We start from the raw sequence: 13,184 nt of genomic DNA on the forward strand, positions 1-13,184 counted from the left end.
TGCGGTTAGGGTCCCCGTCATGCGTATCGGCACCCCGCTCGGCCCGGACCCCACCCGCGTGCTGCTGCTCGGCTCGGGTGAGCTGGGCAAGGAGGTCGCGATCGCGTTCCAGCGCCTGGGTGTGGAGGTCGTCGCCGTCGACCGCTACCCGCACGCACCCGCGCACCAGGTGGCGCACCGCTGGCACGCGATCGACATGACCGACCCGGTGACGCTGGCGACGCTCATCGAGCAGGAGGCGCCCGATCTCGTCATCCCCGAGATCGAGGCCATCGCCACCGGTGCGCTGCTGGAGATCGAGGCGGCCGGGACGACCGTGGTGCCGACGGCACGGGCCGCGAAGCTGACCATGGACCGCGAGGGCATCCGGCGCCTCGCCGCCGAGGAGCTGGGGCTGCCCACCTCCCCCTACGTCTTCGCCGACACTCTCGACGAGGTCCGCGACGCCGTCGCCACGGTCGGGCTGCCGTGCGTGCTCAAGCCGGTGATGTCGTCGTCGGGCAAGGGGCAGTCGGTCCTGAAGAGCGCCGACGACGCCGAGGCCGCCTGGGAGCAGGCCCGCACCGGCGCCCGGGTGTCGAACCCGCGGGTGATCGTCGAGGGCTTCGTCGAGTTCGACTACGAAATCACCCAGCTCACCGTCCGGCACGCCGGCGGCACCGCGTTCTGCGAGCCGATCGGGCACCGCCAGGAGTCCGGCGACTACGTCGAGTCCTGGCAGCCCCAGCCCATGTCCGACGCCGCGCTGGCCGCCGCCCGCGACGTCTCCGCCCGGATCACCGAGGCACTCGGTGGGTGGGGGCTGTTCGGGGTGGAGCTGTTCGTCCGGGAGGGCCGCGACGGGAGCGGGGACACCGTGCTGTTCTCCGAGGTCAGCCCGCGCCCGCACGACACCGGCCTGGTCACCCTGGCGACCCAGCGGCTCTCGGAGTTCGAGCTGCACGCCCGCGCCGTGCTGGGCCTGCCGGTGGACACCGCACTGCGCTCCCCGGGTGCGTCGGCGGTGGTCTACGGCGGCAAGGACATGGACGCCCCCGCCTACGAGGGCGTCGCCGAGGCGCTCGCGGTCGAGGGGGCGGACCTGCGGCTGTTCGGCAAGCCCACCGCGACCGAGCGGCGCCGGATGGGCGTCGCGGTCGCCCACGCCGACGACGTCGACACCGCCCGGGAGCGCGCGACCCGCGCCGCCGGTCACGTCCGGCCGGTGCCGCGGGGCTGACGGCGGGTCCCCGCCGTCGCCCTGGGGAGGGGCCACCGCGGGTAGCCTGGCGGGGTGGCTCGGACCGGACTCGTCGTGGCCGGCGCCGGGGCGCGCGGGGCCTACGAGGCGGGTGCGCTGACCGAGCTCCTTCCGCGGATGGCAAGGACGTGGTCGGCGCCGTCGGTGCTGGTCGGCACGAGCGCGGGTGCGCTGAACGTGGCCGCGCTCGCCGGGCTGGCCGATGTCGCCCCGGACGCCGCGGCCGCCGAGCTCGTCGCCCGCTGGTCCTCGGTGCGCACCGACGAGGTGGTGGCGCTGCCGTCGTCGGCGGTGGAGGCGACCGCGGCCTACCTCGGTGACCTCGCCGGGGTCCCGTCGTGGCTGCGCAGGCTGCTGCTGGTGCCGGACCGAGTGACCCGGCTCCTGGACGCCGACCGGCTGCGCCCGGTGGTGGACCGGGTCGTCGACTGGGACCGGCTGCACGACGCCGTCGCCCGCGGCCGGGTCGACGCCGTCGGCGTGGCGTGCACCGCGGCCGGGACCGGCGGGACCACGGTGTTCGTCGAACGTGGGCCGGACGTGGCGCTGCCGCCATACGACCCGGGGCGCGACATCCGCTACGTCGACGCCCGGCTGGGCCCCGACCACCTGCTCGCCTCGGCCGCGGTGCCGGTGCTGTTCGCCCCGCGCCGCATCGAGGGGGAGGCGGCCGGCTGGTACCTCGACGGCGGGGTCCGGCTCAACACCCCGCTGAAGCCCGCGCTGCGCCTGGGCGCCGACCGGGTCGGGGTCGTCGCGACGACACCCGACGTGCCGTTCGGCGCGTCCGCCGCAGCGCTGTCCCCCCGCCGACCGGGTGCCCGACGTGTACGCGGTCGCCGCGCTGGCGCTGCGCATCGTGCTGGGCGCCGGGGTGACCGAGGACCTGCGGACCCTGCGCGCGGTCAACGCGCTGGTCGAGCGCGGCGAGGACCGGCGGCACCGCCGGATCGCGACCTGGTTCGCCGGGCCGCCCGCCGACCGGGCCACCGAGCTGGCGGAGCTGGCCGACGCGGTGCGCCGCCGCGAGTACGGCGGGCTGCGCGCGCTGCGGAACCCGTCGCTGGCCGTGCTGGAACGGCTGGTCGGCGGCGCGGTGCCGGACGCCGACACCACCCACGGCGCGGAGCTGCTCAGCTTCCTGTTCTTCGACCCGGCGTTCGCCGCCGCGGCGGCGGAGCTGGGTGCGGCGCACGCGGCGGGCACCGCACCCGCGGGCGGGGTCGCGCGTCGCCGGACGGCCCGCCCGGCGACGCGCTGACCGGCTCAGACGGCGTCGCTGCCGCGTTCGCCCGTGCGGACCCGCACGATGGTCTCGACCGGCTGCACCCAGATCTTCCCGTCGCCGATCTTGCCCGTGCGCGCCGCCTCGGCGACGGCGTCGACGACCTTGTCGACGAGGTCGTCGTCGACGACGGTCTCGATGCGCACCTTGGGCACGTAGTCCACCGAGTACTCCGCGCCGCGGTAGATCTCGGTGTGCCCCTTCTGCCTGCCGTGCCCGCGGACCTCCCCGACGGTCAGCCCGAGCACGCCGAGGCGTTCGAGCGTGGCGCGGACGTCCTCCAGCGCGAACGGCTTGACGATGGCGGTCACGAGCTTCATCGGGTCTCCCCCACGGGTTCGCGGGTGGCCGGCGTCGCGGGGCGCGAGGCCCCGGCGAGCGCGCGGGTGCCCAGCGACGAGAAGTCGTAGGCGGTCTCGGCGTGCTCGGTCTCGTCGATGCCGGTGGCCTCGTTCTCCTCGTCGATGCGGAACCCGATGGTCACCTTGATCAGGTAACCGAGGACCAGCGCGACGACGAAAGAGTACAGCAGCACGGCGCCCGCGGCGAGTGCCTGACGGCCCAGCTGGACCAATCCACCGCCGTAGAACAGGCCGTTGTCGCCGGCGGCGGCGGAGTTGACGCTGTTGTCGCCGAAGAAGCCGATGAGCAGGGTGCCCACGATGCCGCCGACGAGGTGGACGCCGACGACGTCGAGGGAGTCGTCGAGGCCGAACCGGAACTTCAGCCCGACGGCCAGCGCGCACACCGCACCGGCAATGAGCCCGATGGCCAGCGCCCCGACCGGCCGCACGAACCCGCAGGCCGGGGTGATCGCGACCAGCCCGGCGACGGCCCCCGAGGCCGCACCGAGGGTGGTGGGACGCCCGTCGCGGAACTGCTCCACGAGCAGCCACCCGATCAGCGCGGTGGCGGTGGCGAGCATGGTGTTGGTGAACGCCGTCGCGGCGAGGTCACCGGCGGCGAGCGCGGAACCGGCGTTGAAGCCGAACCACCCGAACCACAGCAGCGCCATGCCCAGCAGCACGAAGGGCAGGTTGTGCGGGCGCATCGGCTCGCGCGGCCAGCCGCGCCGCTTGCCGAGCACGATCGCCAGCGCGAGCGCCGCGGCACCGGCGTTGATGTGCACCGCGGTGCCGCCGGCGAAGTCCTCGGCCTTGAGGGTGTTGGCGATCCAGCCGCCGACGTTGTCCGGGCCGGTGAACCCGTCGAAGGCGAACACCCAGTGCGCGACCGGGAAGTACACGATGGTCACCCAGAGCACGACGAAGGCGGTCCAGCCCCAGAACTTCGTGCGGTCCGCGACGGCGCCGGAGATCAGGGCCGGGGTGATGACCGCGAACATGAGCTGGAACATCACGAACGCCAGCGCGGGCAGAGCGTCGGGCCCCGGCCACGGGGCCGAGTCGCTGCCGACGCCGACCATCGCGCCGACGGTGTTCGCCAGCCCGGCGAACTCGCCGCCGCCGAGGAGGCCGCCGCCCACGTCGTTGCCGAAGGCCCAGCTGTAGCCGTACAGCGCCCACAGGACGCTGACCACGGCCAGACAGATGGTGCTCATCATCAGCATGTTGAGCACGGACTTGCTGCGGGTCATCCCGCCGTAGAAGAACGCCAGTCCCGGCGTCATCAACATCACCAGCGCGGCGCTGACCAGCACCCACGCGGTGTCTCCCGCATTCACGCCCACGCGTCCTCCGTCGTCGCAGTTCCCCGACCCCGGCAGGGATCGTTCGCCCGCGGTGTTTCGTGGAGCAACCATGCGTGGTTTCCGATGGGTGTCGGGTCCGGGCACCCGGCGCGGGGCACGCAGACGCCGCCCATGCGACACACGGCACCGACGGCACGGACCGGACCGGGGGCAGGACCGGACCGATGAGTTCCGGCGCGGGGTGCGGTCTCCCCCTTACGGCGGCGGCCCCGGCCCGGGGCCGCACCATCGAGGGAGACCGTCATGACCGCCATCCGCACCGAGTCCGCGTCCACCACCGCCCGTCCCCGCCGGCCGCGCGCCGTCACCGTGGGCCTGTGGGTGCTGCAGGTGCTGCTCGCCGGGATCTTCGTCATGGCCGCCGTGCCGAAGATCGGAGCCGATCCGGTCGCGGTCGCCGGCTTCGACCTGCTGGGGCTGGGGACGGCCGGGATGGTCGTCGTCGGGTGGCTGGAGCTGGCGGGCGCGGTGGCGCTGCTCGTCCCGCGGCTGTGCGGGCTCGCCGCGGCCTGCCAGGTGGTGCTGATGGTGGGGGCCACCGCGGTCACCGTGGTGCTGATGCCCGCGATGGTCGCCTTCCCGGCGCTGACCCTGGTGGCGGTGTGCGTGGTCGCGTGGGCCCGCCGCCACGACACCGCGGCCCTGGTCGGTGGCCTGCGCCGCTGACCGCCCGCACGGTGACGGCCCGGCACTCCCGCCACGGGGGTGCCGGGCCGTCGTCACGTGCCCGGGGGCTCAGCCCATCTCGTCGAGCCGGCCGTGGGTGTAGTCGTCGTAGGCGGCGAGGTCGAGGAAGCCGTGGCCGCAGTAGTTGAAGAGGATCACCTTCTCCTCCCCGGTCTCCTTCGCGGCGAGCGCCTCGTCGACGGTGGCGGCGATGGCGTGCCCGCACTCCGGCGCCGGGATCTTGCCCTCGGCGCGCGCGAACTGGATGGCGGCCTCGAACACCTTGCCCTGCGGGTAGGCGACGGCCTCCATCCGCTCGTCCTTGACCAGCGACGACACCAGCGGCGAGTCACCGTGGTAGCGCAGACCGCCGGCGTGGATCGACGGCGGCACGAAGTCGTGGCCCAGGGTGTACATCGGCATGAGCGGGGTGAGACCCGCGGTGTCGCCGAAGTCGTAGTCGTAGCGGCCCTGGGTCAGCGTCGGGCAGGACAGCGGCTCGACGGCGAGCAGCCGCACGCCGGGGCCCGGCACGAACGGGAAGGAGATGCCGCCCAGGTTGGACCCGCCGCCGCAGGGCGCGATGACGACGTCGGGCAGCCGCTCCCCCGCCAGCGCCAGCTGTTCCTTGGCCTCCAGACCGATCACGGTCTGGTGGAGCAGCACGTGGTTGAGCACCGAGCCGAGTGCGTAGTGGGTGTCGGAGCGGCCGACGCAGTCGCGGACCGCGTCGGAGATGGCCGAGCCCAGTGAGCCGGGCTGGTCGGGCTCGTCGACCGGGGACGGCACGACCTCCCCGCCCCAGGTCTCGATCGCGATCCGCCGGTAGGGCTTCTGCCCGTAGGACGCTCGCACCATGTAGACCTTCAGGTCCAGGTCGAACTGGGCGGACGCGAACGCCAGCGCGGTCCCCCACTGGCCGGCGCCGGTCTCGGTGGTGAGCCGGGTGGTGCCCTCCCGGGCGTTGTAGAACGCCTGGGCCACCGCCGTGTTCGTCTTGTGGCTGCCCGAGGGCGAGATCGACTCGTCCTTGAAGTAGATGCGCGCCGGGGTGCCCAGCGCCTTCTCCAGGCGGGTCGCGCGGACCAGCGGCGTGGGCCGCCAGAGCCTCAGGATGTCGAGGACCTCACCGGGGACGTCGATCCACGGCTCCGCGCTGGCCTCCTGCTCGATCAGGGCGGCCGGGAACAGCGGAGCCAGGTCGTCCGGGACCACCGGCTCTCGGGTCCCGGGGTGCAGGGGCGGCTGCGGCGGCGTCGGCAGGTGCGGCACGACGTTGAACCACGCCGAGGGGATCCGGTCCGGGGGCAGCGTCCAGCGGCTCATGACCACCGAATCTAACCGGAACGTGTGCCCGGTCATGACCCGGGCGGGCCGCGGGTTCGGGGTCAGAGCTCCCGGGACGCCCGCAGCCGGCCGAGGGCCTCCTCGAGGATGGCCTCCCCGTCGGCGTCGCTGCGCCGCTCCTTCACGTACGCCAGGTGCGTCTTGTACGGCTCGGTGCGGGGCGCGGCGGGCGGGTTCTCCGCGTCGCGCCCGCCCGGCAGCCCGCAGCGCGGGCAGTCCCAGGTCTCGGGGACCTCGGCCTCCGCGGCGAACCAGGTGTTGTTGACGTGCCCGTTCGCGCAGTAGAAGGGGATGCGCTCGCGCGGGGCGGTCTCGCCCCGCTCGTTCTCGCCCATCGGGCCCGCACCGACCCGGGTACCGCGGATCGCGTTGCCGCCTGCCATGTCCCGCTCCCTCTCGTCCGTCCGACCGTCAGCCGGTGGCCAGCAGCAGGCCGTTGCCGACCACCGCGATGAGCCAGATGAGGCCGACGAAGACCGTGTAGCGAGCGATGTTGCGGTCCGCCGCCGCCGAGCCGGACAGGCTCGACTGCACGCCGCCACCGAAGAGGCTGGTCAGACCACCACCCTTGCTGCGCTGCAGCAGGACCATCGCGATCAGCAGGAGGCTGGTCACGATCAGGATGATCTGGAGGGTCAGGATCACGTGCGCTTCCCCATCAGTGGTCGCTCGCCGGAGTGGCCGAGAATACTCCAGCGGCCCCGGCCCCCTCACGAGGGGACCGGGGCCGCGGTGGTCGTGCCGGTGCTAGTGGTTGCCGGTCACGGGAGCGGGCCGCCCGCGGCGATCGCCGAGAGCTTCGCGAACTCCTCGGCGTCCAGGCTGGCCCCGCCGACGAGGGCGCCGTCGACATCGGGCCGGGCCACGATCTCGCCCACGTTCGACGACTTCACCGAGCCGCCGTAGAGGATGCGGACGCCGCCGGCCACCTCGTCGGAGTACAGCTCGGCCAGCGTCGCGCGCAGCGCGGCGCAGACCTCCTGCGCGTCGGCCGGACCCGCCACCTTGCCGGTGCCGATCGCCCAGACCGGCTCGTAGGCGAGCACGATCCCGGCGGCCTGCTCCGCGGTGACGCCCTTCAGCGCCGCGCGCAGCTGCTCGGTGCAGTGCTGCACGTGGGTGCCGGCCTCGCGGACGTCCAGGCCCTCGCCGACGCACAGGATCGGGGTGAGCCCGTGCTTGAGCGCGGCGTGCACCTTGGCGTTGACGACGGCGTCGTCCTCGCCGTGGATCTCGCGGCGCTCGGAGTGCCCGACGACGACGTAGGTGCAGCCCAGCTTGGCCAGCATGACCCCCGACACGTCACCGGTGTAGGCACCGGAGTCGTGCGGGGACAGGTCCTGGGCCCCGTGCACGAGGCGCAGCTTGTCCCCGTCGATCAGCGTCTGCACGCTGCGGATGTCGGTGAACGGCGGCAGGACGGCGACCTCGACCTTTTCGAGGTAGCGGTCGGGCAGGGCGAAGGCGAGCTTCTGCACCACCGCGATGGCCTCGAGGTGGTGGAGGTTCATCTTCCAGTTGCCGGCGATCAGCGGCTTGCGGGTGGCCATCAGGCGTTCTCCTCCAGCACGGCGACACCCGGCAGGGTCGCGCCCTCCAGGAACTCCAGGGACGCGCCGCCCCCGGTGGAGATGTGGGAGAAGGCGTCCTCGGCGATGCCGAGCGCCCGGACCGCGGCGGCGGAGTCCCCGCCACCGACGACGGAGAAGGCGTCGCCGCCCGCGATCGCCTGCGCCACGCCGCGGGTGCCCTCGACGAACGGCGCCAGCTCGAACACGCCCATCGGGCCGTTCCAGAAGATCGTCTTCGCGTCGGCGATGCGGGCCGCGAACTCCCGCACCGAGTCGGGCCCGATGTCCAGGCCCATCCAGCCGTCGGCGATCTCCTCGACCGACACCGTCTTCGTGTTCGCGTCCGCGGAGAACGCGTCGGCGACGACGACGTCGGTCGGCAGGACGATCTTGCCGGACTCCAGCAGCGTCCGGCAGACCTCGACCTGGTCGGCCTCCAGCAGCGAGGACCCGACGCCGTGGCCCCGGGCGGCCAGGAACGTGAAGCACATCCCGCCGCCCACGAGCAGGGTGTCGACCTTGGGCAGCAGCGCCTCGATCACGGCGAGCTTGTCCGAGACCTTCGAGCCGCCGAGCACGACCGCGTACGGTCGCTCCGGGTTCCCGGTCAGGGTGCGGAGCACCTCGACCTCGGACAGGACGAGCCCGCCGGCGTAGGGGTCGAGCCGCTGGGCGACGTCGTAGACCGACGCCTGCTTGCGGTGCACCACGCCGAACCCGTCGGACACGAACGCCGCGTCCTCGCCGACCAGGGCGACGAGCTCGTCGGCGAACGCGCCGCGCTCGGCGTCGTCCTTGCTGGTCTCTCGGGCGTCGAACCGGATGTTCTCCAGCAGTACGACGTCACCGGCGGCCATCGACGGTAGCGGCGTGCCGAGCTGCACCAGGCGCACCGGGGCGCCGAGCAGCTCGCCGAGCCGCTGCGCGACCGGGGCCAGCGAGAGCTTCTCGTCCGGCCCGTTCTTCGGACGGCCGAGGTGCGCGGTGACGACGACCCGGGCGCCGCCCTCGTAGAGGGCGTTGATCGTCGGCACGGACGCGCGGATGCGGCCGTCGTCGGTGATGTTCCGGTCGTCGTCGAGGGGAACGTTCAGATCGCTGCGGACCAGGACGGTCCGGCCCTGCACGCCCTCGGCGACGAGGTCGTCGAGGGTCCTCACAGCTTCGACGCCACCAGACCGGTGATGTCGACGAGCCGGTTGGAGTAGCCCCACTCGTTGTCGTACCAGCCGACGACCTTGACCTGGTTGCCGATGACCTTGGTCAGACCGGCGTCGAAGATCGTCGAGTGCGGGTCGGTCACGATGTCGGAGGAGACGATCGGGTCCTCGGTGTACTTGAGGATGCCCTTGAGCGGGCCCTCGGCGGCCGCCTTGAACGCCGCGTTGATCTCCTCGACCGACGCCTCCTTGCGGACGTCGACGGTCAGGTCGGTGGCCGAGCCGGTGGGGATCGGCACCCGCAGCGCGTAGCCGTCGAGCTTGCCCTTGAGGTGCGGCATGACCAGCGAGATCGCCTTCGCCGCACCGGTGGAGGTGGGGACGACGTTGAGGGCGGCGGCGCGGGCGCGGCGCAGGTCCTTGTGCGGGCCGTCCTGCAGGTTCTGGTCCTGGGTGTAGGCGTGGATCGTGGTCATCAGACCCTTCTCGATCCCGAGCAGGTCGTCGAGGACCTTCGCCAGCGGGGCGAGGCAGTTCGTGGTGCAGGACGCGTTGGAGATGATCGTCTGCGAACCGTCGTAGTCGCCGTCGTTGACGCCCTTGACGATGGTGATGTCCTCGGCGGTCGCCGGGGCGGAGATGACGACCTTCTTGGCGCCGCCGTCGAGGTGCTTGGCCGCGGCCTCGCGCTTGGTGAAGATGCCGGTCGACTCGACGACGACGTCGACGCCCAGGTCCTTCCAGGGCAGCTCGGCGGGGTCGCGGACGGCCAGGCCCTTGAAGCCCTTGCCGTCGACGACGATCTCGTCGCCGGAGGTGCTGACCTCGTAGGGCAGGCGCCCGAGGATCGAGTCGTACTTCAGCAGGTGCGCGAGGGTCGCGTTGTCGGTGATGTCGTTCACCGCGACGATCTCGATGTCCGTGGTGCCGGCGGCGCGCTGGGCGTCCACCGCCCGCCAGAAGTTCCGGCCGATGCGGCCGAAGCCGTTGACTCCTACGCGGACCGTCACAGATGCCTCCAGGGCTCGTCGTGCCTGTCGTCTTCTCCCCCGGCCCGCCGGGTCCCGGCGGTGGGGTGTGGCAGGTCGATCGCGGGTCGACACCCGTGCGGGCGCCGGCGCGTGCCGTGCTCGGCAGCCACCCTATCGGCGCATCGGCCGTCGCGACGCCCGTAGGGCCCGTGACCTGCGCCGCGCTCCGCGGTCGGGCACGGTCGGAGCGCTCCGGACGGTCCCCGGTGTGGGGACGGACCGGTACCGGCCGGTATCCGGACACCCGGCGGCCCCGTGCCCGGGCGGGTCACGGGGCCGTCGGGTGGGTGCTCAGGCCAGGCGGAGCAGGCGGCGCCAGCCCGGACGGGTGTCGGGGACCTCGGCGGCGGCGCGCTCGTCGTCGGAGAAGCCCTCGACCGGCTCGTGCGGGCGCCCGGCACGGGCCCGGGTCACGAACGCCGACGCCGCGGACAGCGCGGCGGTCACGCCGGCGGCCCCCGGGCCTGCGGTGATGGTCGCGGTGGCCGGCACGCCGAACCGCTCGGCACCGTCGCCCGCGGGGCGCTCGGCGACGGCGACGGCGGCGTCCCCGCCCTCGCCCCGGTTCTCCTCGGACGCGGCCGCCCGGGCACCGGCGGTGGCCGGGATCGTGCCGGTGGTCACGTCGACCAGCACGAACTCCCAGGCGTAGGTGTTCTGCTGGTGGACGATGCGCTCGCGGACCGCGGAGGTGTCGCCCACGGCGCCCTCCCCGACGAGCAGGACGACGACCCGCTCGGGGCGGTCGGCCTCGTCGCGGGCGGCGAGCTCGTCGCCGACGGCGCCGAGCAGCCGGGCCGCGCCGCCGCGCAGGTCCGGGCCGCCCAGCGGGCGGAGCTTCGCGGGCAGTGCGGTCCGGGCCTCACCGGCGCCGACCGGGACGGCGGGCGGGTGCGTGCCGTCGGGCAGCGAGCGGGTGAGGTCGTCCCCGGTGGCGACGACGACCTGCAGGTCACCGTCGTGGGCGTCCTGCTCGGCGAGCAGGTCGGCGAGACCGGAGCGCAGTGCGGGCAGGAGCGGCCGCAGCGTGCTGGATCGATCGAGATGGACGGCGAGGAGGGTGGAGCCCGGGATCGTCACGAGGGCATCATGCCCGACGCTGCGCAACCTCTCGTGACGGGGTGTGACCGGGGTCAGCGCCCGCCGCCGTCCTCCTCGAGCATCTCGGCGGTGACGGCGGACTCGGTGTCGGGGATGCCGAGCTCGGCGGCCTTCTTGTCCGCGGTCTGCAGCAGCCGCCGGATCCGGCCGGCCACCGCGTCCTTGGTCATCGGCGGCTCGGCCAGCTGGCCCAGCTCCTCCAGCGACGCCTGGGTGTGCTCGGCCCGCAGCCGGCCGGCGGCCTGCAGGTGCTCGGGCACCTCGTCGCCGAGGATCTCCAGGGCGCGGCTGACCCGGGCCGCCGCGGCGACCGCGGCCCGTGCCGAACGGCGCAGGTTCGCGTCGTCGAAGTTCGCCAGCCGGTTCGCCGTCGCCCGGACCTCGCGGCGCATCCGCCGCTCCTCCCAGGACAGCACGCTCTGGTGGGCGCCCATCCTGGTCAGCAGCGCGCCGATCGCGTCGCCGTCGCGGACGACGACCCGGTCGGCGCCGCGGACCTCGCGGGCCTTCGCCGTGACACCCAGCCTGCGTGCCGCGCCGACCAGCGCCAGCGCGGCCTCCGGGCCGGGGCAGGTGGCCTCCAGGGCGGAGCTGCGGCCCGGCTCGGTCAGCGAGCCGTGCGCGAGGAACGCGCCGCGCCAGGCGGCCTCGGCGTCGGACAGGTCACCGGAGACCACGGGCGGCGGCAGCCCGCGCACCGGGCGGCCCCGGTTGTCGAGCAGCCCGGTCTGGCGGGCGAGCCCCTCGCCGTCGCGGATCACCCGGATCACGTAGCGGGCGCTGCGGCGCAGCCCGCCCGCGGTGATCACGTGCGCGTCGGCGGTGTGGCCGTAGAGCTCGTGGATCTCGCGGCGCAGCCGGCGGGCGACCGAGCCGGTGTCGACCTCGGCCTCGATCACCACCCGGCCGCCCACGATGTGCAGGCCGCCCGCGAAGCGGAGCAACGAGGCGACCTCCGCACGCCGCGACGACTGCTTGGTGACGGTGAGCCGGCTCAGCTCGTCCTTCACCGTGGCGGTCATGGCCATCGGGAGCTCCTTCCACGCTGCGGGCTGTCGTGCTGCGGGCTGTCGTGGGTGCCGTTCTCCGCCGGGATCCGGCCGGGGGCCAGAGCACCGAACACGTCGACGAGTGCCCCGGCCAGTGCGTCCGGGTCGTGACGTGGGGTCGACGCCCGGGCGTCGGCGACGGCGGCCGACCACACCCGCCCGCCGGGGACCAGCAGGTCGGCGGCGGCCGCGTCCAGCCGGTCCGGCAGGCTCACCGACCCGGCGTCGGCCAGGACGGCGTGCACCCGCAGCCCGGGAGCGTGCCCGGACAGTACTTCAAGGTGCTGTTCGGGGGAGAAGCCGGCGGTCTCCCCCGGCTCGGGGGCCAGGTTGAGCAGCACGACCCGGGCCGCCACGGTCTCCAGCAGTGCCGCACGCAGCTCCGGCACCAGCAGGTGCGGGAGCACGCTGGTGAACCACGAGCCGGGTCCGAGCAGCACGACGTCGGCGTCGCGCACCGCACGCACGGCCTCGTCGCAGGCCGGCGGGCTCTCGGGCCGCAGCCAGACCCGGCGCACCCGGCCGGGGGTGGCGGCGACGGCGACCTGGCCCCGGATCAGGTGGGCACCGTCCACGCCGTCCAGCGCGACCTCCGCCTCGATGTCCAGCGGCACCCGGGCCATCGGCAGCACCCGCCCGGCACAGCCCATCAGCTCGCCGACGGTCGCCAGCGCCCGCACCGGGTCGCCGTCGCGCTCCAGCAGCCCGGCGAGGAGCAGGTTGCCCACCGCGTGCCCGGCCAGGGCGCCGGTCCCGCCGAAGCGGTGCTGGACCAGCCCGGACCAGAAGCGGCCCCGCTCGTCGTCACCGGCGAGGGCGGCCAGCGCCATCCGCAGGTCGCCGGGCGGGAGCAGACCGAGCTCGCGGCGCAGCCGCCCGGAGGAACCGCCGTCGTCGGCGACGGTGACCACGGCGGTGATGTCGGTGACCGGCGGGCACCGACGCAGCGCGGTCAGCGTGGCGTGCAGGCCGTGCCCGCCGCCGAGCGCGACCACCCGCAGTCCCCCGCCGTGCTCGGGCGGG

General features: G+C 74.1%; 15 protein-coding genes. 3 read left to right on the forward strand and 12 right to left on the reverse strand.

What is annotated here, in order from left to right:
- Positions 1 to 19: 19 nt before the first annotated feature.
- Positions 20 to 1,219 carry a formate-dependent phosphoribosylglycinamide formyltransferase gene (gene purT, locus Ae505Ps2_RS23255; protein WP_075306121.1) on the forward strand — a complete coding sequence of 400 codons (1,200 nt, stop codon included), beginning with the start codon at positions 20 to 22 and terminating at the stop codon, positions 1,217 to 1,219.
- Between the two features lie 101 nt (positions 1,220 to 1,320).
- Here the strand turns inward: purT and Ae505Ps2_RS33670 are convergent, their stop codons facing one another.
- Complete coding sequence (locus Ae505Ps2_RS33670) at positions 1,321 to 1,500, reverse strand: hypothetical protein (RefSeq protein WP_233147554.1); 180 nt, start codon at positions 1,498 to 1,500, stop codon at positions 1,321 to 1,323.
- A 566-nt stretch (positions 1,501 to 2,066) separates the two neighbouring features.
- On the opposite strand from Ae505Ps2_RS33670, the gene Ae505Ps2_RS32755 reads away from it, so the two are divergent.
- Positions 2,067 to 2,501, forward strand: a complete 435-nt coding sequence (locus Ae505Ps2_RS32755; RefSeq protein ID WP_198932183.1) for a hypothetical protein — start codon at positions 2,067 to 2,069, stop codon at positions 2,499 to 2,501.
- A 5-nt stretch (positions 2,502 to 2,506) separates the two neighbouring features.
- On the opposite strand, the gene Ae505Ps2_RS23265 is transcribed toward Ae505Ps2_RS32755, so the two are convergent.
- Together Ae505Ps2_RS23265 and Ae505Ps2_RS23270 are read right to left on the reverse strand one after the other, a co-directional pair.
- On the reverse strand, positions 2,507 to 2,845 hold the full coding sequence (locus Ae505Ps2_RS23265) for a P-II family nitrogen regulator (protein WP_075306119.1): 339 nt from the start codon (positions 2,843 to 2,845) through the stop codon (positions 2,507 to 2,509).
- Positions 2,842 to 4,209, reverse strand: a complete 1,368-nt coding sequence (locus Ae505Ps2_RS23270) for an ammonium transporter (RefSeq protein WP_212567663.1) — start codon at positions 4,207 to 4,209, stop codon at positions 2,842 to 2,844. Before Ae505Ps2_RS23270 ends, Ae505Ps2_RS23265 begins: the two co-directional genes overlap by 4 nt.
- Positions 4,210 to 4,479: 270 nt before the next feature.
- On the opposite strand from Ae505Ps2_RS23270, the gene Ae505Ps2_RS23275 reads away from it, so the two are divergent.
- Positions 4,480 to 4,902: a DoxX family protein gene (locus tag Ae505Ps2_RS23275; RefSeq protein ID WP_075306117.1), complete on the forward strand. Its 423-nt coding sequence runs from the start codon at positions 4,480 to 4,482 to the stop codon at positions 4,900 to 4,902.
- Between the two features lie 69 nt (positions 4,903 to 4,971).
- Here Ae505Ps2_RS23275 and Ae505Ps2_RS23280 read toward each other — a convergent pair whose 3' ends face one another.
- The 9 genes from Ae505Ps2_RS23280 to yvcK form a co-directional block, all read right to left on the reverse strand.
- A complete protein-coding gene (locus Ae505Ps2_RS23280) occupies positions 4,972 to 6,228 on the reverse strand; it encodes a TrpB-like pyridoxal phosphate-dependent enzyme (protein WP_075554305.1) in 1,257 nt (418 codons plus the stop codon).
- Positions 6,229 to 6,290: 62 nt separating this feature from the next.
- Entirely contained in the window at positions 6,291 to 6,632 is a 342-nt protein-coding gene (locus Ae505Ps2_RS23285; protein ID WP_020627702.1) for an RNA polymerase-binding protein RbpA, read from the reverse strand.
- Between the two features lie 28 nt (positions 6,633 to 6,660).
- Positions 6,661 to 6,894, reverse strand: a complete 234-nt coding sequence (gene secG / locus Ae505Ps2_RS23290; RefSeq protein ID WP_020627703.1) for a preprotein translocase subunit SecG — start codon at positions 6,892 to 6,894, stop codon at positions 6,661 to 6,663.
- A 116-nt stretch (positions 6,895 to 7,010) separates the two neighbouring features.
- Positions 7,011 to 7,799, reverse strand: coding sequence for a triose-phosphate isomerase (tpiA, locus tag Ae505Ps2_RS23295; protein ID WP_075553988.1), 789 nt, complete (start codon positions 7,797 to 7,799; stop codon positions 7,011 to 7,013).
- The gene (locus Ae505Ps2_RS23300) at positions 7,799 to 8,980 is read right to left on the reverse strand and encodes a phosphoglycerate kinase (protein WP_075553989.1); all 1,182 of its coding nucleotides are present in this window, start codon (positions 8,978 to 8,980) and stop codon (positions 7,799 to 7,801) included. The genes tpiA and Ae505Ps2_RS23300 overlap by 1 nt, the downstream gene beginning before the upstream one ends.
- Complete coding sequence (gene gap / locus Ae505Ps2_RS23305; protein ID WP_075306111.1) at positions 8,977 to 9,990, reverse strand: type I glyceraldehyde-3-phosphate dehydrogenase; 1,014 nt, start codon at positions 9,988 to 9,990, stop codon at positions 8,977 to 8,979. Before gap ends, Ae505Ps2_RS23300 begins: the two co-directional genes overlap by 4 nt.
- A 312-nt stretch (positions 9,991 to 10,302) precedes the next feature.
- The gene (locus Ae505Ps2_RS23310; protein WP_075306109.1) at positions 10,303 to 11,091 is read right to left on the reverse strand and encodes a hypothetical protein; all 789 of its coding nucleotides are present in this window, start codon (positions 11,089 to 11,091) and stop codon (positions 10,303 to 10,305) included.
- Between the two features lie 53 nt (positions 11,092 to 11,144).
- Positions 11,145 to 12,140: a DNA-binding protein WhiA gene (gene whiA, locus Ae505Ps2_RS23315; protein WP_075553990.1), complete on the reverse strand. Its 996-nt coding sequence runs from the start codon at positions 12,138 to 12,140 to the stop codon at positions 11,145 to 11,147.
- Positions 12,131 to 13,162 (reverse strand): uridine diphosphate-N-acetylglucosamine-binding protein YvcK, encoded by a 1,032-nt coding sequence (gene yvcK, locus Ae505Ps2_RS23320; protein WP_083696365.1) that lies wholly within the window; start codon positions 13,160 to 13,162, stop codon positions 12,131 to 12,133. The genes whiA and yvcK overlap by 10 nt, the downstream gene beginning before the upstream one ends.
- Positions 13,163 to 13,184 lie beyond the last annotated feature (22 nt).

It is taken from the genome of Pseudonocardia sp. Ae505_Ps2 (genome assembly GCF_001932425.1).
Lineage (GTDB): Bacteria > Actinomycetota > Actinomycetes > Mycobacteriales > Pseudonocardiaceae > Pseudonocardia.

Bases quoted from the DNA above. Each gene is read 5' to 3' on its own strand.
- Ae505Ps2_RS23285 (WP_020627702.1), bottom strand. From the start codon at position 6,632: ATGGCAGGCGGCAACGCGATCCGCGGTACCCGGGTCGGTGCGGGCCCG.
- Ae505Ps2_RS23275 (WP_075306117.1), top strand. From the start codon at position 4,480: ATGACCGCCATCCGCACCGAGTCCGCGTCCACCACCGCCCGTCCCCGC.
- Ae505Ps2_RS23265 (WP_075306119.1), bottom strand. From the start codon at position 2,845: ATGAAGCTCGTGACCGCCATCGTCAAGCCGTTCGCGCTGGAGGACGTC.
- tpiA (WP_075553988.1), bottom strand. From the start codon at position 7,799: ATGGCCACCCGCAAGCCGCTGATCGCCGGCAACTGGAAGATGAACCTC.
- purT (WP_075306121.1), top strand. From the start codon at position 20: ATGCGTATCGGCACCCCGCTCGGCCCGGACCCCACCCGCGTGCTGCTG.
- whiA (WP_075553990.1), bottom strand. From the start codon at position 12,140: ATGGCCATGACCGCCACGGTGAAGGACGAGCTGAGCCGGCTCACCGTC.
- Ae505Ps2_RS23280 (WP_075554305.1), bottom strand. From the start codon at position 6,228: ATGAGCCGCTGGACGCTGCCCCCGGACCGGATCCCCTCGGCGTGGTTC.